The sequence below is a fragment of the Streptomyces sp. R818 genome (assembly GCF_056172735.1).
Genome location: NZ_JAOCNE010000009.1, coordinates 1 through 20,743, shown reverse-complemented (window position 1 = coordinate 20,743; position 20,743 = coordinate 1). Strand labels below are relative to the sequence as shown.

General features: G+C 71.5%; 21 protein-coding genes and 1 pseudogene. 10 read left to right on the top strand and 12 right to left on the bottom strand.

Annotated elements, in window-relative coordinates:
* Positions 1-67: 67 nt before the first annotated feature.
* The 4 genes from N5I75_RS23250 to N5I75_RS23235 all read right to left on the bottom strand — a co-directional run bounded on the left by N5I75_RS23250 (position 68) and on the right by N5I75_RS23235 (position 4,523).
* Positions 68-754 (bottom strand): ABC transporter ATP-binding protein, encoded by a 687-nt coding sequence (locus N5I75_RS23250; protein WP_476680173.1) that lies wholly within the window; start codon positions 752-754, stop codon positions 68-70.
* Positions 755-846: 92 nt separating this feature from the next.
* Positions 847-2,340, bottom strand: coding sequence for an ABC transporter permease (locus tag N5I75_RS23245; protein ID WP_476680171.1), 1,494 nt, complete (start codon positions 2,338-2,340; stop codon positions 847-849).
* Between the two features lie 163 nt (positions 2,341-2,503).
* The gene (locus N5I75_RS23240; protein WP_476680169.1) at positions 2,504-3,757 is read right to left on the bottom strand and encodes a L,D-transpeptidase; all 1,254 of its coding nucleotides are present in this window, start codon (positions 3,755-3,757) and stop codon (positions 2,504-2,506) included.
* 418 nt (positions 3,758-4,175) lie between these two features.
* Positions 4,176-4,523 (bottom strand): hypothetical protein, encoded by a 348-nt coding sequence (locus N5I75_RS23235; protein WP_476680167.1) that lies wholly within the window; start codon positions 4,521-4,523, stop codon positions 4,176-4,178.
* Between the two features lie 109 nt (positions 4,524-4,632).
* Here N5I75_RS23235 and N5I75_RS23230 point away from each other — a divergent pair, with 109 nt between their 5' ends.
* A complete protein-coding gene (locus tag N5I75_RS23230) occupies positions 4,633-4,953 on the top strand; it encodes a hypothetical protein (RefSeq protein ID WP_476680165.1) in 321 nt (106 codons plus the stop codon).
* 63 nt (positions 4,954-5,016) lie between these two features.
* On the opposite strand, the gene hutH is transcribed toward N5I75_RS23230, so the two are convergent.
* From hutH to N5I75_RS23205, 5 genes are all read right to left on the bottom strand, one after another.
* Positions 5,017-6,567: a histidine ammonia-lyase gene (gene hutH / locus N5I75_RS23225; protein ID WP_476680467.1), complete on the bottom strand. Its 1,551-nt coding sequence runs from the start codon at positions 6,565-6,567 to the stop codon at positions 5,017-5,019.
* 64 nt (positions 6,568-6,631) lie between these two features.
* Positions 6,632-7,786, bottom strand: a complete 1,155-nt coding sequence (locus N5I75_RS23220) for a GGDEF domain-containing protein (RefSeq protein ID WP_476680164.1) — start codon at positions 7,784-7,786, stop codon at positions 6,632-6,634.
* A 90-nt stretch (positions 7,787-7,876) separates the two neighbouring features.
* Complete coding sequence (locus N5I75_RS23215) at positions 7,877-8,683, bottom strand: enoyl-CoA hydratase/isomerase family protein (RefSeq protein WP_476680162.1); 807 nt, start codon at positions 8,681-8,683, stop codon at positions 7,877-7,879.
* A 45-nt stretch (positions 8,684-8,728) separates the two neighbouring features.
* Complete coding sequence (locus tag N5I75_RS23210) at positions 8,729-9,850, bottom strand: adenylate/guanylate cyclase domain-containing protein (protein WP_476680160.1); 1,122 nt, start codon at positions 9,848-9,850, stop codon at positions 8,729-8,731.
* 319 nt (positions 9,851-10,169) lie between these two features.
* Positions 10,170-11,048, bottom strand: a complete 879-nt coding sequence (locus tag N5I75_RS23205; RefSeq protein WP_476680158.1) for a biotin--[acetyl-CoA-carboxylase] ligase — start codon at positions 11,046-11,048, stop codon at positions 10,170-10,172.
* 176 nt (positions 11,049-11,224) lie between these two features.
* Between N5I75_RS23205 and N5I75_RS23200 the strand changes: the two genes are divergently transcribed.
* The 4 genes from N5I75_RS23200 (at position 11,225) to N5I75_RS23185 (ending at position 13,922) form a co-directional block, all read left to right on the top strand.
* On the top strand, positions 11,225-12,817 hold the full coding sequence (locus N5I75_RS23200) for an acyl-CoA carboxylase subunit beta (protein WP_476680156.1): 1,593 nt from the start codon (positions 11,225-11,227) through the stop codon (positions 12,815-12,817).
* A gap of 25 nt (positions 12,818-12,842) precedes the next feature.
* Positions 12,843-13,049, top strand: a complete 207-nt coding sequence (locus N5I75_RS23195; RefSeq protein WP_476680154.1) for an acyl-CoA carboxylase epsilon subunit — start codon at positions 12,843-12,845, stop codon at positions 13,047-13,049.
* A gap of 74 nt (positions 13,050-13,123) precedes the next feature.
* The gene (mmpB, locus tag N5I75_RS23190) at positions 13,124-13,258 is read left to right on the top strand and encodes a morphogenic membrane protein MmpB (protein WP_476680152.1); all 135 of its coding nucleotides are present in this window, start codon (positions 13,124-13,126) and stop codon (positions 13,256-13,258) included.
* Positions 13,259-13,310: 52 nt separating this feature from the next.
* Positions 13,311-13,922 (top strand): nucleoside triphosphate pyrophosphatase, encoded by a 612-nt coding sequence (locus N5I75_RS23185; protein ID WP_476680150.1) that lies wholly within the window; start codon positions 13,311-13,313, stop codon positions 13,920-13,922.
* Here N5I75_RS23185 and N5I75_RS23180 read toward each other — a convergent pair.
* Positions 13,894-14,370, bottom strand: coding sequence for a hypothetical protein (locus tag N5I75_RS23180; protein ID WP_476680148.1), 477 nt, complete (start codon positions 14,368-14,370; stop codon positions 13,894-13,896). The two genes, N5I75_RS23185 and N5I75_RS23180, sit on opposite strands and share 29 nt — an antisense overlap.
* Before the next feature lie 360 nt (positions 14,371-14,730).
* On the opposite strand from N5I75_RS23180, the gene N5I75_RS23175 reads away from it, so the two are divergent.
* The 3 genes from N5I75_RS23175 to N5I75_RS23165 are packed head-to-tail and all read left to right on the top strand — an operon-like array spanning position 14,731 to position 17,348.
* A complete protein-coding gene (locus N5I75_RS23175; RefSeq protein WP_476680146.1) occupies positions 14,731-16,506 on the top strand; it encodes an acetyl/propionyl/methylcrotonyl-CoA carboxylase subunit alpha in 1,776 nt (591 codons plus the stop codon).
* A gap of 36 nt (positions 16,507-16,542) precedes the next feature.
* Positions 16,543-16,707, top strand: a complete 165-nt coding sequence (locus N5I75_RS23170) for a hypothetical protein (RefSeq protein WP_476680144.1) — start codon at positions 16,543-16,545, stop codon at positions 16,705-16,707.
* Positions 16,708-16,736: 29 nt separating this feature from the next.
* Positions 16,737-17,348: a TetR/AcrR family transcriptional regulator gene (locus tag N5I75_RS23165; protein ID WP_476680142.1), complete on the top strand. Its 612-nt coding sequence runs from the start codon at positions 16,737-16,739 to the stop codon at positions 17,346-17,348.
* Between the two features lie 99 nt (positions 17,349-17,447).
* Here N5I75_RS23165 and N5I75_RS23160 read toward each other — a convergent pair whose 3' ends face one another.
* Together N5I75_RS23160 and N5I75_RS23155 are read right to left on the bottom strand one after the other, a co-directional pair.
* Positions 17,448-18,401: a DeoR/GlpR family DNA-binding transcription regulator gene (locus tag N5I75_RS23160; RefSeq protein WP_476680141.1), complete on the bottom strand. Its 954-nt coding sequence runs from the start codon at positions 18,399-18,401 to the stop codon at positions 17,448-17,450.
* Between the two features lie 100 nt (positions 18,402-18,501).
* Positions 18,502-19,950, bottom strand: a complete 1,449-nt coding sequence (locus tag N5I75_RS23155) for an NAD(P)H-quinone dehydrogenase (protein ID WP_476680139.1) — start codon at positions 19,948-19,950, stop codon at positions 18,502-18,504.
* Between the two features lie 102 nt (positions 19,951-20,052).
* Here N5I75_RS23155 and N5I75_RS23150 point away from each other — a divergent pair, with 102 nt between their 5' ends.
* Together N5I75_RS23150 and N5I75_RS23145 are read left to right on the top strand one after the other, a co-directional pair.
* A complete protein-coding gene (locus N5I75_RS23150; RefSeq protein WP_476680137.1) occupies positions 20,053-20,490 on the top strand; it encodes a gamma-glutamylcyclotransferase family protein in 438 nt (145 codons plus the stop codon).
* 125 nt (positions 20,491-20,615) lie between these two features.
* Positions 20,616-20,743: pseudogene (locus N5I75_RS23145) on the top strand (purine-nucleoside phosphorylase); the annotation flags it as partial.

Genomic DNA, 20,743 nt, shown 5'->3' with positions numbered 1-20,743 from the left:
GGTCGGAGGACCGCGCTCGGCCCCCCTGCTGGGAGAGGGAGCAGGGGGGCCGGGGGTTGCGCGCGGGTCAGGCGGCGGGGCTGTTCTCGGTCACCTTGATGCGGCCCTTCCGGATCGTCGCGAGGCGCGGTGCCTTGCGGGCGATCGCGGAGTCGTGGGTGACCATGATGAACGTCAGCCCGTGCTCCTTCCACTGCGCTTCGAGCACGTCCATGATCTCGTCCCGCATGGACTCGTCGAGGTTGCCGGTCGGCTCGTCGGCGAGCAGCACCTTCGGGTTCTTGACCAGCGCGCGGGCGATGGCGACGCGCTGCTGCTGGCCGCCGGACATCTCCGAGGGCAGGTGCGAGAGCCGTTCGCCGAGGCCGACCGACTTCAGCGCCTCCGCCGCCCGCTCGCGCCGGTCGCCACCCTTCAGGCCGAGCGGCACGAGGGCCGTCTCGACGTTCTCCTGCGCGGTCAGCGTCGGGATGAGGTTGAAGGACTGGAAGACGAAGCCGATGGACTCGGCGCGGACCTTGGTGAGGCGCGCCTCGGGGAGCTTGGCCAGGTCGACGCCGTCGAGCTCGACGCTGCCCGAGGTCGGCCGGTCCAGGCCGCCGAGCATCTGGAGGAGCGTCGACTTGCCGCCGCCGGTCGGGCCCTGGATGACGAGCCGGTCGCCGTCGCCGATGGTCAGATCGATGCCCGCGAGCGCGTCGACGGTGTCCTTCCCGCGCCGGTACTGCTTGGTGACGTCTCTGAGCTGATACATGCCGCAACTCCTGCTGTACGTATGGCTGCACGTAGGGGGCCATGTATGGCTGTACGTGACTGGGGTCGATGCCCGTGGCAGGGCTGCCGCTGCTACTCGACGCGGCGCAGGGCGTCCGCCGGGCGCAGCCGTGAGGCCCGCCAGCCGCCGAACGCGCCCGCGATCAGACCGCCCGCGACGGCGAGGCCGACCGCGAGGGCGATGGTGGTGGCGGAGACCGGGGCGCTGAGCGCGATGTCGAGGGTCTTGCCGCCCCCGCTCGCGGCCTGGCGCATGCCGCCGCCGAAGCCGCCGCCACCGGGGCCGCCACCCATGCCGCCGCCACCGCCGCCGCTGCCGCCGAGCTCCGCGGAGAGCGTCGGGCTGATGGCGGTGACCGCGTAGGCGCCCGCGAGGCCGACGGCGATGCCGAGGACACCGCCGATCAGGCCGTTGACCACGGCCTCACCGATGACCTGGCGGGTGACCCGGCCGGACTTCCAGCCGAGCGCCTTGAGCGTGCCGAACTCCCGCACGCGGCGCGAGACGGCCGACGACGTGAGCAGGCCCGCCACCAGGAACGCGGCGACGAGCACCGCGATCGACAGCCACTTGCCGACGTTGGAGGCGAGGTCGGAGGCGGTGGAGAGGGAACCGGAGACGGTGTCCGCGAGATCGGCGGAGGTGGTGACCGTGGTGCCGCTGATGTTCTTCTGGATCGTCGACTTGACCGCGTCGATCTGCTGCGAGTCGGTCGCCTTGACGTAGACCGTCGTCACCTTGTCCTTGGTGCCGGCGAGCGTCTGCGCCTGCTTCAGCGGCAGGTACAGATTGGCGGCGGCGTCCCCGCTGTCGGGCGTCGCGATGCCGATGACCTTGTACTTCGTGCTCTTGACGGTGACGGTGTCACCGAGCGCGAGCTTCTTCTCCTTGGCGTACGAGGCGTCGGCGACGACGACCTTGGCGTTCGTCTCGGAGGTGGTGAAGGTCCGCCCCTTGGTGATCTTCGAGGAGGTCAGCGGGCCGAGATCCTGCTTGGTGACGTCGGTGCCGTAGACGGAGTACGAGTTCACGTCGAAGCTGGCGCCGCCGCCCTCGACGCGGCCCTGCGGCTCGCCGGAGCCACCGCCCTGACCGCCCCCGCCGGGACCGCCCTGCTGCTGCCCCTGCTGCTGGTCCTGCTTGAACTGGCCGCGCGTGAACTGTCCGCTGACCTTCATCACTTGCAGGCTCAGGCCGCCGACGGTGTCCTCGACGCCCTTCTGCTCGGCGACCTTCGTGACGGTGGACGAGGCGAGCGTCTGGAAGCCCTGCACCATGACGCGGTCGGTGGACTGCTCCTCGTCGGAGTCGCTGTCCTTGGCGTCGAAGTCGAAGCGCGGGCGGCCGGTGTCGCTGCTCTTCGGGGCGGTCGCCGCCTTGGTGACGGTCATGTCGGTGCCCAGGCCGTACAGCGACTGCAACACCTTGTCCTGGGCCTTGCTCATGCCCGAGGAGACGGAGTTGACGACGATGACGAGCGCGATACCGAGCGCCAGCCCGGAGGCGACCACGAGGGCCGCCTTTCTGCGCCGGCGCAGCTCGCGCCTGAGATAGGTGAAGAACATCGAAGCCTCGCCGGTGACGGCCCCGGCCCGGGGCGCTGAGTGGGAACCAGCGAAACGTATGCAGGCGCTGTAAGGGTTGCGTGAGGTACGGATGAGAACAGCATGAAACCCCTGGCACGCGCCGCGTACCAGGGGTTTCTCAGGCTTCTTGCGAGGGGGTGGGTCAGGCGGCGGAGCCGGCCTTCCACTCCGCCCAGCTCAGGTTCCAGCCGTTGAGGCCGTTGTCCGGCTGGACGGTCTTGTCGCCGGTGTTCTTCACGATGACGACGTCACCGACCATCGAGTGGTCGTAGAACCAGGCGCCGGGCGTGCTGGAGTCGTTGGCACCCTTGGCGTCGGCGAGGCCGACACAGCCGTGGCTGGTGTTGGCCGAGCCGAAGATCGACTTGGCGCCCCAGTAGTTGCCGTGGATGAAGGTGCCGGAGGTCGACAGGCGCATGGCGTGCGGCACGTCCTTGATGTCGTACTCGCCCTTGCCGTCGTCGTCGGTGAAGCCGACCGACGCGCCGTTCATCCGGGTCTCCTTGAACTTCTCGGAGATCACCATCTGGCCTTCGTACGTCTTGTTCTCGGGCGAACCGGCGGAGATCGGGATGGTCTTGATCGTCTTCCCGTTCTGGGTGACGGTCATCGTCTTGGTCTTGGCGTCGACCGTGGAGACCTGGTTGCGCCCGACCTTGAAGGTGACGGTCTTCTGCTGCACACCCGTCACGCCGTCGGCGCCCTCGACGCCGTCGAGCGCGAGCTTGAGGGTGACGGTGGAGCCGCCCTGCCAGTAGTCCTCGGGGCGGAAGTCCAGCCGGTTGGGGCTGAACCAGTGGCCGACGACCTCCTGGCCGCTGCTGGAGGAGACGGTGATGTGCGACTGCACGTCGGCCTTGTTGGTGATCGCCTTGTCGAAGTTGATCGACACCGGCATTCCCACGCCGACGGTCGAGCCGTCCTCCGGCGTGAAGTTGCCTATGAAGCTGTTGGCCGGGGAGACCGTGGTGAACGAGGCGTTCTCGTGCGCGACCCGGTTGTCCTTGTCGCTCGCGGTGGCGGCGATCTTGTAGGTCGTGGCGCGCTCGAGCTGGCTGGTCGGCTTCCAGCTCTTCTTGTCCGCGGCCAACTCACCCGCGACCGCCGTGCCGTCCGCCGTGGTCATCTTGACGTCGGTGAGCGTGCCCTTGCTGACGGTGACCTTGGCCGCGTTGTTGATGCTCGCGTTGTTGGAGCCGTCCTTCGGCGCGATCTTGATCTCGGCCTCGGACGCCTTCTTCGCCGCTGCCTCGTCCGCCTGCGCCTGCGATTCCGTCTTGCCGCTCGACGAGGCGCCCGGCTCGTCGTCGCCCCCGCCGCACGCAGAGAGCACCAGCACACCGCCGAGCACAGCGGACGCGGCCATCAGACCCTTGCGCCGCTTACCGTCCGTCATCACACGCTTCTCCAAAGTCGCCGAATTTCCGGTTTCCCCGACTGCCCGGCCGCCCCGGCCGGACCGCGGAGAACTCGGGAGTTCCCCTTAACACCTGACAACGCAGCCACTGGTTCCCCCCGTTCCCGAAAACACCCTGATGTGGGCGATGCCACGTCCCCGGTCGTGAGGGACGCCACATGCGGGACCCCGGGCGGCCACGGCCTCCCGGGGCTCTCTGTTCCGCGTACCGCCCGCCGGGAGCTAGGGCCTGTCTGACAATTCCCGTCGTCGCCCGGAGGGCGGCCCCGCGGCGTCTGGTGCGTGCTCTCGGCGTGCCGGGTGCAAGGCCTCGTACTGGACGTACTTGGCCTTGTGCCCGGTGCGGCGAGAGTGCGTGCCAGGCGTCGCGGGGCAGACGGGAATTGTCAGACAGGCCCTAGGGCCTGTCTGAGGCGCGCGCCTCGTCCGCGTCGCCATCATCCTCGTCGAGGTCCCAATCCGGCGAATCGGGGTCGTAGTCGACCTGCTCGCTGGACCAGGACGCCTGGACGAGTTCGGCGCCCGGCACGTCCCCGACCAGGTCGAACGGGTCCACGAGGTACGCGATCGCCTCCGCCTCGTCCTCCTGGACCGCGTCCTCGGCGTGGGCCCGCTCCCCGTCGGGCATCGACTCGTCCTCGGCGACGCGCTGCAGCGCGGCCCCGGTCAGCGCCTCCTCGTCGGAGATCTCCAGGACCAATTCCACCTTCAGGCGAACAAAACGTGACGTCTCATCAGTGCTCATACGCCGGAGCGTACGGCCCGATCCCCCCGCCGCTTTCCCGTGACCCGCCCCTTTCACTAACATCGGCCCACACGGCCAATTCGCCAGCGCCACAAGGGGGATCGCTTCCGTGTCCGCCGCACGTCGATCGTTGTTCACCGCCACCGCCGCCGGGACCCTCCTGGCCGCCCTGTGGTTCGTCCCCAACGCCTCGGCCACCGCCGAGCACTCCACCGGTTCCACCAGCGCCGAGCAGGCCTCCGACCAGGGCAGTCAGGCCGCCTCGGCCGTGGAGACCCACTCCGAGCAGCAGCTCAGACTCGCCGACACGGGCACGTTCGACACGACGCCGTACGTGATCGGCGGCTCGGCGTTCCTGGGTCTCGGGGTCGGTTTCGTCGCGTACTCGGTCCGCCGGGGCCGCTCCCTGGAGATGGAGGCGTCCGCCTGACGCACAGCGGGGTGCGACGCAGTGTGAGCCGCCGCACCCTTCCAGCACTTCCTACGTGACTTCCTACGCGAGCGGGCCCGTCACCGACTCGACGGCCGCCACCAGCGCGCCGCCGCGCACGAAGGCGTCCGCCGCCGCGAGGTCGGGCGCCAGATACCGGTCCGGGCCAGGACCCTGCACCCCGGCCTTGCGCACGGCCTCGATCACCGCCCGCGACGCCGGGGCCGGCTCCAGACCCTCCCGCAGCTCGATCGCGCGCGTGGCCGCGTACAGCTCCACGGCGATGATCCGGGTGAGGTTGTCGACGGCCGTCCGCAGCTTGCGCGCCGCCGACCAGCCCATGGAGACGTGGTCCTCCTGCATCGCGGAGGACGGGATCGAGTCCGCGGACGCGGGCACCGCGAGCCGCTTCATCTCGCTGACCAGGGCCGCCTGCGTGTACTGGGCGATCATCAGGCCCGAGTCGACCCCCGCGTCCTCGGCGAGGAACGGCGGCAGGCCGTGCGAGCGGTTCTTGTCGAGCAGGCGGTCCGTGCGCCGCTCGGCGATCGAGCCCAGGTCGGCGGCGGAGATGGCCAGGAAGTCGAGCACGTAGGCGACCGGGGCGCCGTGGAAGTTGCCGTTGGACTCGACGCGCCCGCCACCGTTGCCATCGGGCAGCACCACGGGGTTGTCGACGGCCGCCGCCAGCTCCCGCTCGGCCACGAGCCGGGCGTGCGCCATGGTGTCCCGGCCCGCCCCGGCGACCTGCGGGGCGCAGCGCACGGAGTAGGCGTCCTGCACGCGCGGGGCATCGTCCTGATGGTGCCCGGTGAGGCCGGAACCGGCGAGGACAGCGGCCATGTTGGCGGCGCTCGCGGCCTGCCCCGGGTGCGGGCGGATGGCGTGCAGTTCGGGCGCGAGGACCTTGTCCGTGCCGAGCAGCGCCTCCAGGGTGAGGGCGGCGGTCACGTCGGCGGCCTTGTAGAGGTTGTCCAGGTCGTCGAGGGCCATGAAGAGCATGCCGAGCATGCCGTCCGTGCCGTTGAGGAGGGCGAGCCCCTCCTTCTCCCGCAGCTCCACGGGGCTGATGCCGTGCTCGGCGAGCAGCTCACCGGCGGGTCGCACGACGCCGTCGGGGCCCTCGGCGTCGCCCTCGCCGAGCAGGGTCAGCGCGCAGTGGCTGAGCGGCGCGAGGTCACCGGAGCAGCCGAGGGAGCCGTACTCGTGCACGACCGGGGTGATCCCGGCGTTCAGGACGTCCGCCATGGTCCGCGCGACCTCGGGCCGCACGCCCGTATGGCCCGAACAGAGGGTCTTCAGGCGCAGGAACATCAGCGCGCGCACGACCTCGCGCTCGACGCGCGGCCCCATCCCGGCCGCGTGCGAGCGCACGATGTTGCGCTGGAGCTGGGCGCGCAGCTCGGGCCCGATGTGCCGGGTGGCGAGCGCGCCGAACCCGGTGGAGACGCCGTAGACGGGGTCCGGCTTCGCGGCCAGCGCGTCGACGACCTCGCGGGCCGCGGCCAGCGCGTCCAGGGCCTCCTGGGACAGTTCGATACGGGCGCCTCGGCGCGCCACGGCGATCACATCGGCAGCGGTGACCCCGGCTGCCCCCACCACCACAGTGTGCATATCCATATTCAGGAACGTACACAGTGAATCCGAAGATGTCACGACCAGGCCCGCACCTTGCCCCTTACCTGGGCGGACGCGGGTCCCGGCCGCGAATGCGGCGCCGCTCCCCCGGCACCGGCGGCGGCGCATCCGCGAGCCGGACGACCGGGTCGTCGAGCCCGCCGTGGCGCCCGGCCACGACCGGCTTGGCGGAGCGCAGGGCCTTCGCGCGGTACTGGGCCGCGTCCGCGAGCCGGAACAGCCGCCGCGCGCTGGTGACCTCGCCGATGGGGTCGCCGGTGGAGGCGATGCCGCACGCGACCCCGTTGCCCAGTTCGAGGTCGGCGGCGCGCGCGCAGATCTCCTCCCCGACGCGGACGACCTCGTCGGCGTCCGGGCCGACCGCGAGCAGGCAGAACTCGTCGCCGCCGAGCCGCGCGGCCAGCGCCCCCGGCAGCATCGCGCCGCAGAGCGAGAGCACCGAGCCGAACCGCTCCAGGAGGCGGTCGCCGCTGGCGTGCCCGTGGGTGTCGTTGACCCGCTTGAGCCCGTTCAGATCGCACACGACCAGGCTGACGACCGTGCCCTGCCCGGCGTGCCGCTCCACCGCCTCGTCGAGCCGTAGGTCGACCAGGCGCCGGTTGGCGAGGCCGGTCAGCGCGTCGGTGAAGGCGAGCCGCCGCGCCTCCTCAAGGCGCTCGGTCTGCGCGATCCCGGCCGAGACCACGGAGGCCAGGACGGTCGCGAAGTCGGCGTCCTCGGCCCCGAACACCGGCGCCGCGGTCTTCCGTGCCACGTACAGCTCGCCCCAGGCGCGGCCGTGCAGCACGATCGGCGCGACGACACAGGAGCCGCGCCCGCGCCGCCGCAGGGCCGCGACCCGCTGGTGGCAGTACCCGGCCCGCTCGACGGGCCCCTCCGCCGTCTCGACCCAGGCGTCCGGCTCCCCGCCGCCGGCCCACCGCTCGTGCAGGAACTCGGTGATCTCGGGGAAGCGGTGCACCGGATACGCCTCGTTCTCCGGGAACTCCTCCTCCCCCTCGGCCCGCTCCCCGACGTTGGCCAGGACCCGCAGCCGCCCGCGCTCGCGCTCCCACACGGACAGGGCGGCGAAACTCCCCGACAGCGCGTGGCACGCGCCGAGGGCGGCGGCCCGCCAGGACTCGCGCGGGCTCTGCGCAGCGGCCATGCCCTGCGCGAGTTCCACGACGGCGCGCAGCCGGACATCGTCACCCATCTGTCTAGATTAGGGACCTTTCCGGCATTACGGTGAGTCGGGTACGGCCGTACCGGGCGTGACGCGGGTGTCAGGCCGGTACGGGATTGCTCACTCGCCGGGCCACTGCGGCCTGCGCTTCTCGTTGAACGCCGCGACGCCCTCGGCCCGGTCCCCGGAGAACGCCACCGAGCGCCACGCCGCGTCCTCCACCTCAAGGCCCGCCCGCAGGTCGAGCCCGTGCCCGAGGCGCAGGGCGCGCTTGGCCGCCCGCAGTCCGACGGGCGAGTTGGCGGCGATCCGCACGGCGAGCGCGAGCGCCTCCGTGCGGTCCTGCCCGGCCGCCACGACCTGGTCGACGAGGCCGAGCGCGCCCGCCTCCGCGGCCTCGACGCGGCGCGCGGAGAAGATCAGCTCGGCGGCGCGCGCGGCCCCGACCCGGCGCGGCAGCAACTGCGTACCGCCGCCGCCGGGGATCACCCCGACCGACACCTCCGGCAGGCCCACGACCGCGCTCGCGTCGGCCACGATCAGATCGCAGGCGAGCGCCAGCTCGAAGCCGCCGCCGAGGGCGAACCCGTGCACGGCGGCGATGGTCGGCATCGGCAGTTCGAGGACGCCCGTGTACGCGCCGCGGGCCACGGGCCGCTGGCGTACGAGCTCGGCGTCGGAGAAGGAGTTGCGCTCCTTCAGGTCGGCCCCGACGCAGAAGGCCCGCTCGTGGCTGGAGGTGAGCACGGTGACCCGTACGTCCCTGTCCCCGGCCAGCGCCTCGCACGCGCCGCCGATGGAGCGCGCCATGTCGCTGCTGACGGCGTTCATGGCCTTGGGCCGGTCGAGCACCACCTCGGCGACGGTCCCGTTCTCGTGGCGCCGTACGGCCACGAACTCCCCGAACCGCTGCTGCTCATCACCCATGACTCGACTCGCCCTTCCGGTTAACGCCAGTTAACCGTCAAGATGTCAGGTGCGCCGGGTCAGCGTCCAGGGTTCGACGATGCCGAGACCGCGCACGGGCCGCTGCCACATGGGCTGCAGCGCGAACCGGTACGAGGGCGGCTCCTCGCCCTGCTCCGCCGCCTTCTCCGCGGCGGCCGCCGCCTCGGCCTCGGAGGCGGGGGCCTCGGCGGTGCGGATCAGCTCCTCGGCGAAGGCGCCGTCCACGAGGACGTTGTCCCGGGGAGCTATCGAGGTGAGCCGGCTCGCGAGATTGACGGTGGTCCCGAAGACGTCGCCCATGCGCGTGGTCACGGTCCCGAAGGCCATCCCGACCCGCAGCTCCGGCATCGTCTCGTCGTTGCTCATCGTCTCGATGAGGCGCAGGGCGATCTCCCCGGCGATGCCCGCGTCGTCGGCGGCGAAGAGGACTTCGTCGCCGAGCGTCTTGATGAGGCGGCCGCCGTGCGCCGCGACGAGGTCCGCCGCGGTCGTCTCGAAGGCCTCGACGAGTTCGCCGAGCTCCTCCTCCTCCATGCGCCGGGTCAGCCGGGTGAACCCGACGAGGTCGGCGAACCCGACGGCGAGGCGCCGGTCCACCATCTCCTCGTCGTCACCGGCCTGCACGACGCGCCCGGTCGCCGCGGCGAGCTGCCGCCGCCACACGTAGACGAGGAACTCCTCCAGCTCGGGCAGGAGCAGCTCTATCAGCGGATACGTGACCTCGGTGCGGGTCATGCCGGGCTCGGGCGGCTCGGTCAGACCCTCCAGGAAGGAATCGATCTGCCACTCGGCGAGCCGGGCGGTGGTCTGCCCGGTGGAACGGGCGACCTGCACGGCCATCGCCTCGCTGAGCAGCCCCGCCTCGACGAGACCCGCGAGCCGCCGCAGGGCGAGTACGTCCGCCTCGGTCAGCGCCTTGGCCTGGCCGATGTCGGCGAAGCCCATCGCCCGCCAGAACCTGGACGCCAGCTCCATGGAGACGCCCGCGCTGCGGGCCGCCTGGAACGGGGTGTAGCGGCGCTCCGCGCCGAGGATCAGCCCTTCGAGCCGCAGAGCCAGCGGATCGCCGGGGTCAGTCTCCTCCGCGTCCTGCGTTCCGGGGTCGGATGGGGTGCCCGTGCCGGAGCCCGAGTCGTCGACGGTCACGCCTGCTGCCCTTCCGATCTGCCGCGGTCAGGTATCGACCGGGCTCAACTCTACGGCAGCGCCTTGTGCGCCACGTCACTCCGTTCGGGACCGGGTGTGGCGTGGGGGCGGCGATCGATCGCGGAGCATCTGCCGGGTAGGTGTCTCGTGTCCGGCCGCGGCCCGGCGGTGGCTGGTCGCGCAGTTCCCCGCGCCCCTGGAACATGCGGCTTCGCCGCAGCCCCAGGGGCGCTGAGATGGCGCACGCAGTGCGCATCTCGGGGGCGCGGGGAACTGTGCGACCAGCCACGACGGCGGTGCGGACGGAGGACGGCCGCGTTCAGGCCCCCGGGCCCGGGCGCAGGTGGACGATGTCGCCCGCTCCGACCGCCTCCCGGGCTCCCTCCCCCGTCACGATGACGAGGCGCCCGTCCCCGTCGACCGCGACCGCCTCCCCCACCACATCCCGCCCCCCGGGCAGCATCGCCCGAACCGACCGCCCGAGCGTCGCACACCCCGCCGCGTACGCCTCCTGCACCCGGGACGACCCCGCATCCCCCTCGGCGGCACACCAGTCCCCGTACCACCGCTCGAAGGACCGGAGCACGGCCCGCAACAAGGGCTCCCGGTCCACCACCTTCGCCCCGGCCAGCGCCAGCGACCCCGCTCCGGGCACCGGCAACTCCTCGGCCCGCAGCGACACGTTCAGCCCGACCCCGACGACGACCCCACCGCCGGCGGCCTCCGCCAGAATGCCCCCCGCCTTGCGCTCCTCCCCGCCGACGGTGACGAGCACGTCGTTGGGCCACTTCAGAGCCGTGTCGACCCCGGCCGTGGCGGACAGCGCGGAGGCCACCGCGACCCCGGTGAGCAGCGGCAGCCACCCCCACCGCTCGACCGGCACCTCGTGCTCCCCGGGCTTGACGAGGACGGAGAGGAACAGACCCGAGCGCGGCGGAGCCGACCACTGCCGGTCGAGGCGCCCGCGCCCCGCGCTCTGCTCCTCGGCGACGAGCACCGCACCCTCCTGCGCGGTGCCGGCGGCGGCCCGCGCCACCAGGTCCGTGTTGGTGGAGCCCGTACGGGGCACCACGTCCAGGGACGACCAGAGCCCTTCGCCCCGCAGGAGGGAGCGGCGCAGCCCGGCCGCTCCGAGGGGCGGGCGGTCCAGGTCGGACCAGCGGTTGTCGTGCGCGTCTGAACCATCTCGCGGCGTCATGCAACCCAGCCTAGGTGTGGCAAAGACCGCACTGCCGAACGGTATTCGCGCCACTACCCTACGAGTCAGTAGCCCGCCTCGTTTCCCCGTACACCGTCCCCACCCGTTCGCCCCGTCCCACCCGTTCGCCCCGTCCCCACCCGTCCCCGTGAAGCCAGTCAGGGAGCCGCGCCCCGATGTCCGAGTTGGAAGAGCCCCAGAGTGCCGACATCCACACGACCGCAGGCAAGATCGAGGATCTGCGTCGCCGGATCGACGAGGCGACGCACGCGGGCTCCGCGCGCGCCGTGGAGAAGCAGCACGCCAAGGGCAAGCTGACGGCGCGTGAGCGGATCGACCTGCTCCTCGACGAGGACTCGTTCGTCGAGCTGGACGAGTTCGCGCGGCACCGCTCCACCGACTTCGGCCTGGAGGCCAACAAGCCGTACGGCGACGGCGTCGTCACCGGTTACGGCACCGTGGACGGCCGCCCCGTCGCCGTGTTCTCGCAGGACTTCACGGTCTTCGGCGGCGCGCTCGGCGAGGTCTTCGGCCAGAAGATCATGAAGGTGATGGACTTCGCCCTGAAGACGGGCTGTCCGGTCATCGGCATCAACGACTCCGGCGGCGCCCGCATCCAGGAGGGCGTCATGGCCCTCGGCATGTACGGCGAGATCTTCCGCCGCAACACGCACGCCTCCGGCGTCATCCCGCAGATCAGTCTGGTGGTCGGGCCCTGCGCGGGCGGTGCCGTCTACTCCCCCGCGATCACCGACTTCACCGTGATGGTCGACCAGACGAGCCACATGTTCATCACCGGACCCGACGTCATCAAGACGGTCACCGGCGAGGACGTCGGCTTCGAGGAGCTGGGCGGCGCGCGCACGCACAACGCGCAGTCCGGCGTGGCGCACCACATGGCGGGCGACGAGAAGGACGCCATCGAGTACGTGAAGTCGCTCCTGTCCTACCTGCCGTCGAACAACCTGAGCGAGCCGCCCGCCTTCCCGGAGGAGGCGGACCTGACGCAGACCGACGAGGACCGCGCGCTCGACACGATCGTCCCGGACAGCGCGAACCAGCCGTACGACATGCACACGGTGATCGAGCACGTCCTGGACGACGCCGAGTTCTTCGAGACCCAGTCGCTGTTCGCGCCGAACATCCTGACCGGCTTCGGCCGCGTCGAGGGCCATCCGGTCGGCATCGTCGCCAACCAGCCGATGCAGTTCGCGGGCTGCCTGGACATCGACGCCTCCGAGAAGGCCGCCCGCTTCGTGCGGACCTGCGACGCCTTCAACGTGCCCGTCCTCACCTTCGTCGACGTCCCCGGCTTCCTGCCGGGCGTCGAGCAGGAGCACACCGGCATCATCCGGCGCGGCGCCAAGCTGATCTACGCGTACGCCGAGGCGACCGTCCCGCTGATCACGATCATCACGCGCAAGGCGTTCGGCGGCGCGTACGACGTCATGGGCTCCAAGCACCTGGGCGCGGACCTGAACCTGGCGTGGCCGACCGCGCAGATCGCCGTCATGGGCGCGCAGGGCGCGGTGAACATCCTGCACCGCAAGACACTGGCCGCCGCCGACGACGTGGAGGGGACGCGGGCGCGGCTCATCCAGGAGTACGAGGACACGCTGCTCAACCCGTACACGGCGGCCGAGCGCGGGTACGTCGACGCCGTGATCCTGCCGTCCGACACCCGCGCGCACGTCGTGAAGGGCCTGCGCCAGCTCCGGACGAAGCGGGAGTCGCTGCCTCCGAAGAAGCACGGCAACATCCCCCTCTAGGCCGCAGGGAACAGGGAGCCGCACCATGATGATCAAGGTCGTACGGGGAAATCCGACCCCCGAGGAGCTGGCCGCCGCACTGGCGGTGGTCCAGGCGCGCGCCGCGGCCGTCTCCGACGCCCCGGCCGCCGCGGCGCGCCGGGACGCCTGGGCCGACCCGTCCCGCGTCGCCCGGCGCCGCCTGCCCGCGCCGGGCCCGTCGAGCTGGTCGCGCACGTACTGGCCGGCGTGACGCCGGCAACACTCCGGAGCGCCTGAGTACGCGTACTCAGGCGCTCCGCTCCGGTGCGGCGCACCATCGGTGGTGTGCTGTGGTCAGATCCCGAGAATGAGCCGCCGAAGGAGTACCGCGAGACGCAGGAGATGCTGCGCCGCGCGGGTCTCGTGCTTGCGCTCGCGGTGTTCCTGGCGATGGTGATGGTGGGCGTCGGCGCGCTGTAGGCGCACGGGCGGGGCGGAATCGTCAGGAGATCCGCTCCTCTACGCTTGCCGCATGACAGCCGCGCGCCGCCTCATCCTCGCCTCCCAGTCCCCCGCCCGCCTCGGCCTCCTCCGCCAGGCCGGTTTCGCCCCCGAGGTGATCGTCAGCGGTGTCGACGAGGACGCCGTGTCCGCCCCGACGCCCGCCGAACTCGCGCTCGCCCTCGCCGAGGCCAAGGCGTCCGTGGTCGCCGCGCTGCCCGAGGCGGGCGGCGCCCTGGTCATCGGCTGCGACTCGGTCCTGGACCTGGACGGCGAACCGCTCGGCAAGCCCGCCGACGCCGAGGAGGCGACGGCCCGCTGGAAGGCGATGCGCGGCCGCGCGGGCACCCTGCAGACCGGCCACTGCGTCTACGACACCGCCGCCAAGCGGTACGTCTCGGCGACCGCCTCCACGGTCGTCCGGTTCGGCGAGCCGAGCGACGTGGAGATCGCCGCGTACGTGGCGACCGGCGAACCCCTCTACGTGGCGGGCGCGTTCACGCTGGACGGCCGCTCTGCGCCGTTCATCGACGGCATCGAGGGCGACCACGGCAACGTGATCGGCCTGTCGCTGCCGCTGCTCCGCCGCCTCCTCGCCGAACTGGGCGTCTCCGTCACGGAGTTGTGGGCTCCGGCGAGCTAGCGGGCGGCACCGGCGGGCCGGCGGCGCCCTCGTCGCCGCCCGCCGCGCGGCTCTGGTCCCTGCGGTCGAACGAGACCAGCGAGAACACGATCAGCGCGAGCACGACCATCATGAACACGAACGCGGGCCAGCCGACCAGGCCGACGGTGAACGCGCCGAGCAGACCGTGCACGACGGCCGCGCTGATGAGCACGATCCGGCCGACGACGCCCGGCGAACGGTCGGTGACGGCCGCGCGGGCGAGCAGGAACGCGCACACCGCGAGGTAGAGCCCGAACACGACGCCCGCCGCCCAGGCGCCCACGGACATGGCGTCCGGGTCGAGCCCGGCGAGCGACATGTCCTGCCGGTCCACCACGAGCCCCAGGATCCAGTTGAGCAGCACGACCCCGACCGCCTCCGCGAGCAACACGATCGCGGCCACCCACGCCACCGGTCTGCGTGCCACCGGTCCACCCACCTTCACGTACGACGGTCGGTTACCCCGAGTATGTTCAAGACATCGCGAACGCTACTAACGGGTAAACCAGCGGACAAGGGGTCTGCGGAAGGCAAAGAATCATTGGGCCATTCGTAGGGACTCCACAAAGAATGCCCACGGGGCGGGGCGCGGTCGCACAGAGACCTTGACCACATCGTCCGGCTAGGGTTGGACCGAGGGATCCCGCACTGCCAGGCGCGACAAGGGATTTCGCGGACTGAGCGGGCCTCGGGTCACACTCCGTGTGGGCAAGCTCACCATCGGGGACGGGTCGTAACCCCGTGTCGGCAGTCCCTAAACTCGGCTTGTTTCAAGGAGGGAGCCATCGTGCGCAAGGTGCTCATCGCCAACCGTGGCGAAATCGCTGTCCGCGTGGCCCGGGCGTGCCGGGACGCAGGGATCGCGAGCGTTGCCGTATACGCCGACCCGGACCGGGACGCATCGCATGTCCGCGCGGCCGACGAGGCCTTCGCTCTTGGTGGTGACACCCCGGCCACCAGCTATCTGGACATCGCCAAGGTGTTGCAGGCCGCCAAGGACTCGGGTGCGGACGCCATCCACCCCGGCTACGGATTCCTGTCGGAGAACGCCGAGTTCGCCCAGGCCGTGCTGGACGCCGGGCTGATCTGGATCGGCCCGCCGCCGCACGCCATCCGGGACCTCGGTGACAAGGTCGCCGCCCGGCACATCGCGCAGCGCGCCGGTGCCCCGCTGGTCGCCGGCACCCCGGACCCGGTGAGCGGCGCGGACGAGGTCGTCGCCTTCGCCGAGGAGCACGGCCTGCCCATCGCGATCAAGGCCGCCTTCGGTGGCGGCGGCCGCGGCCTGAAGGTCGCCCGCACCCTCGAAGAGGTCCCGGAGCTGTACGACTCCGCGGTCCGCGAGGCCGTCGCCGCCTTCGGCCGCGGCGAGTGCTTCGTCGAGCGCTACCTCGACAAGCCCCGCCACGTGGAGACCCAGTGCCTGGCCGACACCCACGGCAACGTGGTCGTGGTCTCCACCCGTGACTGCTCGCTGCAGCGCCGCCACCAGAAGCTGGTGGAGGAGGCTCCGGCGCCGTTCCTGTCCGACGCCCAGGTCGAGCAGCTGTACTCCGCCTCCAAGGCGATCCTGAAGGAGGCCGGCTACGTCGGCGCCGGCACGGTCGAGTTCCTGGTCGGCGCGGACGGCACGATCTCCTTCCTGGAGGTCAACACCCGCCTCCAGGTCGAGCACCCGGTGACCGAGGAGGTCGCGGGCATCGACCTCGTACGCGAGATGTTCCGCATCGCCGACGGCGAGGAGCTCGGCTACGGCGACCCGGTCCTTCGCGGCCACTCCTTCGAGTTCCGCATCAACGGCGAGGACCCGGGCCGCAACTTCCTGCCCGCGCCCGGCACCGTCACCACCTTCAACCCGCCGACCGGCCCAGGCGTCCGCCTGGACGCGGGTGTCGAGGCCGGTTCGGTCATCGGCCCGGCCTGGGACTCCCTGCTTGCCAAGCTGATCGTCACCGGCCGCACCCGCAAGGAAGCCCTTGAGCGCTCGGCCCGTGCGCTCGCCGAGTTCGAGGTCGACGGCATGGCCACCGCCATCCCGTTCCACCGCAAGGTCGTCACCGACCCCGCGTTCGCCCCCGAACTGACCGGCAGCGACGCGCCGTTCACCATCTTCACCCGGTGGATCGAGACCGAGTTCGTCAACGACATCCCGCCGTTCGCGCCGGGTGGCGCGGACGCGGCCGAGGACGAGGACGGCGACCGCGAGACGATCGTCGTCGAGGTCGGCGGCAAGCGCCTGGAGGTCTCCCTCCCCTCCTCGCTCGGCATGTCGCTCGCCCGCACCGGGCTCGCGGCGGGCGCCAAGCCCAAGCGGCGCGCGGCCAAGAAGTCCGGCCCGGCCGCCTCCGGCGACTCCCTCGCCTCGCCGATGCAGGGCACCATCGTCAAGGTCGCCGTCGAGGAGGGCCAGGAGGTCCAGGAGGGCGACCTCGTCGTCGTCCTGGAGGCCATGAAGATGGAGCAGCCGCTCAACGCGCACAAGTCCGGCACCATCAAGGGCCTGTCCGCCGAGATCGGCGCGTCCCTCACCTCGGGCGCCGTGATCTGCGAGATCAAGGACTGACGCCCACGCGCACGACACCGAAGCGCCCGGCAGGCCGTGTCTGCCGGGCGCTTCGTCGTCCTCCCGTACGAGACGCCCCACGTCCCGTACGTCCCCGTCGCCGAGGTCCATGACGTGCTCCAGGACGTGTCAGCCGGTTCCACGCTGCTGCGGGGCGCCCGCCCTCCGCACCGGCCCGCGAAGGTGATCAGGCATCCTTGAAGGCCCCGCGCACGCTTAAGGGAGGCCCGATGACGTCCGGCACCGAGTACGAGCGCCCCCGCCCCATGCGTGCGGACGCCCGCCGCAACTACGAGCGGCTGCTCGTGCAGGCCCGCGCCGCCTTCGCCGAGCACGGCACCGGGGCGTCCCTGGAGGACGTGGCGCGCGGCGCCGGGGTCGGCATCGGCACCCTGTACCGGCACTTTCCGAACCGGTACGCGCTGGTCAGCGCCGTCTTCGAGGAGGCGGTGCGCGATCTGCTCGCCCGCTCGCGGGCCCTGCTCGACGCTCCGCAGCCCTGCGCGGCGCTCGTGACCTGGCTGCGCGAGATCATCACGCACGCGAGCGAGTACCGGGGCCTGTCCCGCGCCCTCATGTCGGCCTCTCAGGACGAGAGTTCGGCGTTGTCCCGGTGCAGTACGCCGATGCGGGAGGCGGGGCAGGCGCTGTTGCTGCGGGCGCAGCGGGCCGGAGCGGTGCGGCAGGACGTGTCGATCTCGGACCTGCTGCAACTGACCAATGCGATTGCGCTGGCCGCTGAGGAGACGCCGTCGGATCCGGACCTGGCTGATCGCCTGCTGCGACTGACCCTGCGGGGGATCACGACAAGCCCCTCCGAATCAAGCCCCTCCGGCGATTGAGGAGCGGGGTCCGGGGCGGAGCCCCGTGGCCCGTCGCCGGGTGACGGTTTCGTCGTGGCTGGTCGCGCAGTTCCCCGCGCCCCTGGCGGCACTCTCCGCTCAGCGGCGACGCAGATCCGCCACCCTGGCACTGCGCTCCGGGCTCTGGTCCATCGGGGCCGCGCTCCTCAACGGGTGCTGCCCGCCAGGGAGTCGGCGCTGGCCCGGCAGGGGCACGTCCCGGCGCTGCTGGCGTGCCGGGGCCGGATCACCGCCCCCGGCCGACGCCTGGCCCGCCCCCGCGACAGCGATCTGCACACCCTGATCGGCCAGCGCCTGCAACTCCGTCGCGGCGCGGTCGTCATGGGCGGGCGGTTCGTCGGTGACGAGCCGCGTGATCACGTCCGTAGGGACCGTCTGGAACATCGTGTCGGTGCCGAGCTTGGAGTGGTCGGCGAGGACGACGACCTCCGCGGCGGCCTGCACGAGGGCCCGGTCGACCGACGCCGAGAGCATGTTGGACGTGGAGAGTCCGCGCTCGGCCGTCAGACCGCTGCCGCTCAGGAAGGCCCGGGAGACTCTGAGCCCCTGGAGGGACTGCTCCGCCCCGCTGCCCACAAGGGCGTAGTTGGATCCCCGCAGCGTGCCACCGGTCATGACGACCTCGACGCGATTGGCATGGGCCAGCGCCTGGGCCACCAGGAGGGAGTTGGTGACGACGGTCAGGCCCGGCACACGCGCGAGCCGGCGGGCCAGCTCCTGCGTGGTCGTCCCCGCGCCCACCACGATGGCCTCGCCCTCTTCGACGAGGCCCGCGGCGAGATCGGCGATGGCCGTCTTCTCTGCGGTCGCGAGATGTGATTTCTGCGGAAAGCCGGACTCCCGCGTGAATCCGCCCGGCAATACCGCACCGCCGTGCCGGCGGTCGAGGAGTCCTTCTGCCTCCAGTGCGCGCACGTCCCGCCGTACGGTCACTTCAGAGGTCTGGACGACGCGGGCGAGCTCCCGGAGCGATACCGCTCCATTGGCCCGCACCATTTCGAGGATCAATTGACGACGTTCTGCAGCGAACACGAAACCGACAGTAACCCCGACGACCGTCTGCTTTCAGCAGTTTGCGCCGAATTGCAGATTCTGTTCGCACACTGCCATCGGGAGTGGTATAAACCCGCGCTCAGCCCTCTTCGGCGGTCTTCCGGGTGTGCAGCTGGCGCGCCACTTCGGCGATCGAGCCGGAAAGGGAGGGGTACACGGTGAACGCGTTCGCGATCTGTTCGACGGTCAGATTGTTGTCGACAGCGATCGAGATCGGATGGATCAGTTCCGATGCGCGCGGCGCGACGACCACGCCGCCGACCACGATGCCCGTGCCCGGACGGCAGAAGATCTTGACGAAGCCGTCGCGGATGCCCTGCATCTTCGCGCGCGGGTTGCGCAGGAGCGGCAGCTTCACGACACGGGCGTCGATCTTCCCGGCGTCGACGTCGGCCTGGGAGTAACCGACAGTGGCGATCTCCGGGTCCGTGAAGACGTTCGAGGAGACCGTCTTGAGGTTCAGCGGCGTCACCGCGTCGCCCAGGAAGTGGTACATGGCGATGCGGCCCTGCATGGCCGCGACCGACGCCAGGGCGAAGATCCCGGTCACGTCACCGGCCGCGTACACGCCGGGGGCGCTCGTGCGCGAGACCTTGTCGGTCCAGATGTGGCCCGACTCCTTGAGCTTGACCCCGGCCTCCTCCAGGCCCATCCCGCTGCTGTTCGGGATGGCGCCGACCGCCATGAGGCAGTGGGTGCCGGAGATGGTGCGGCCGTCGGCGAGGGTGACCTCGACGCGGTCGCCGACGCGCTTGGCGGAGGCGGCACGCGAGCGCGCCATGACGTTCATGCCGCGGCGCCGGAACACGTCCTCCAGGACGGCGGCGGCGTCCGGGTCCTCGCCCGGCAGCACGCGGTCGCGGGAGGAGACGAGGGTGACGCGGGAGCCGAGCGCCTGGTAGGCACCGGCGAACTCGGCGCCGGTGACGCCGGAGCCGACCACGATCAGCTCTTCGGGCAGCTCGTCGAGGTCGTAGACCTGCGTCCAGTTGAGGATGCGCTCACCGTCGGGCTGCGCGTCGGGCACCTCGCGCGGGTGGCCGCCGGTCGCGATGAGAACGGCGTCGGCGGTGAGGGTCTCCTCGGAGCCGTCGGCGGTGGAGACGATGACCTTGCGGGAGCCGTCCAGGTCCTGCTGCCCGTCGAGACGGCCGCGACCGCGCATCACGCGCGCACCCGCGCGCGTGACGGAAGCGGTGATGTCGTGGGACTGGGCGAGCGCGAGGCGCTTCACACGGCGGTTGACCTTGCCGAGGTCGACGCCGACGACGCGGGCCGGGCTGTCCGGGTCCGGGGTGTCGTCCTCGACGATGATGCCCAGCTCCTCGTAGGAGGAGTCGAAGGTCGTCATCACCTCGGCCGTGGCGATCAGGGTCTTCGACGGCACGCAGTCGGTCAGCACCGACGCGCCGCCGAGACCGTCGCAGTCGACGACGGTCACCTCCGCGCCGAGCGACGCGGCCACCAGGGCCGCTTCGTATCCGCCAGGTCCGCCACCGATGATCACGATCCGAGTCACGTACCCCATTGTCCCGCACCCGCCGGGATGCCGCCGTGGCGGGGGTGGCAAGCCCTCCGCGCGGGGCACTTCGCTCCGAGCACACGCGGCAACTGCCGTACCCTCGGACCCATGTCGCTCTACGCCGCGTACGCCGGCAATCTCGACCCGCGGCTCATGACGCGCCGCGCCCCTCACTCGCCGCTCCGCGCGACCGGGTGGCTGCAAGGCTGGCGGCTGACGTTCGGGGGCGAGCACATGGGCTGGGAAGGAGCGCTGGCCACCATCGTGGAGGCGCCCCGCTCGCAGGTCTTCGTCGCGCTCTACGACATCGCGCCCATGGACGAGGACTCCATGGACCGCTGGGAGGGCGTCGGGCTCGACATCTACCGCCGGATGCGCGTGCGCATCGACACCCTGGAGGGCGAGGAGCCCGCGTGGGTGTACGTCCTGAACGGGTACGAGGGCGGGCTGCCCTCCGCGCGCTACCTGGGCGAGATCGCCGACGCCGCCGAGTCCGCGGGCGCCCCGCACGACTATGTGATGGAGCTGCGCAAGCGGCCCTGTTAGCCGCCTGCCGCGTACCCGCCGAAAAGGCCCTGGCCGGTTTTCGTCGGAAACGACAAGACAACGATCGCGATACCGTGGGGCTCGTCATCTACGCGCGTAGGACTTCACCGGCTACTCTCAAACGCGTGAACGCATCTGTTACTCCGGAAGACCTGCCGGGCGACGCCTACGCCGCCGCCGACATCGCCGCCGCGCGCCTGCGCGAGCTCACCGGTGCCGAGACCCACGACGTCGCCCTCGTGATGGGCTCCGG

Bases quoted from the DNA above. Each gene is read 5' to 3' on its own strand.
- N5I75_RS23250 (WP_476680173.1), bottom strand. From the start codon at position 754: ATGTATCAGCTCAGAGACGTCACCAAGCAGTACCGGCGCGGGAAGGAC.
- N5I75_RS23245 (WP_476680171.1), bottom strand. From the start codon at position 2,340: ATGTTCTTCACCTATCTCAGGCGCGAGCTGCGCCGGCGCAGAAAGGCG.
- N5I75_RS23240 (WP_476680169.1), bottom strand. From the start codon at position 3,757: ATGACGGACGGTAAGCGGCGCAAGGGTCTGATGGCCGCGTCCGCTGTG.
- N5I75_RS23235 (WP_476680167.1), bottom strand. From the start codon at position 4,523: ATGAGCACTGATGAGACGTCACGTTTTGTTCGCCTGAAGGTGGAATTG.
- hutH (WP_476680467.1), bottom strand. From the start codon at position 6,567: ATGCACACTGTGGTGGTGGGGGCAGCCGGGGTCACCGCTGCCGATGTG.
- N5I75_RS23220 (WP_476680164.1), bottom strand. From the start codon at position 7,786: ATGGGTGACGATGTCCGGCTGCGCGCCGTCGTGGAACTCGCGCAGGGC.
- N5I75_RS23215 (WP_476680162.1), bottom strand. From the start codon at position 8,683: ATGGGTGATGAGCAGCAGCGGTTCGGGGAGTTCGTGGCCGTACGGCGC.
- N5I75_RS23205 (WP_476680158.1), bottom strand. From the start codon at position 11,048: ATGACGCCGCGAGATGGTTCAGACGCGCACGACAACCGCTGGTCCGAC.
- N5I75_RS23200 (WP_476680156.1), top strand. From the start codon at position 11,225: ATGTCCGAGTTGGAAGAGCCCCAGAGTGCCGACATCCACACGACCGCA.
- N5I75_RS23195 (WP_476680154.1), top strand. From the start codon at position 12,843: ATGATGATCAAGGTCGTACGGGGAAATCCGACCCCCGAGGAGCTGGCC.
- N5I75_RS23185 (WP_476680150.1), top strand. From the start codon at position 13,311: ATGACAGCCGCGCGCCGCCTCATCCTCGCCTCCCAGTCCCCCGCCCGC.
- N5I75_RS23165 (WP_476680142.1), top strand. From the start codon at position 16,737: ATGACGTCCGGCACCGAGTACGAGCGCCCCCGCCCCATGCGTGCGGAC.
- N5I75_RS23155 (WP_476680139.1), bottom strand. From the start codon at position 19,950: ATGGGGTACGTGACTCGGATCGTGATCATCGGTGGCGGACCTGGCGGA.
- N5I75_RS23150 (WP_476680137.1), top strand. From the start codon at position 20,053: ATGTCGCTCTACGCCGCGTACGCCGGCAATCTCGACCCGCGGCTCATG.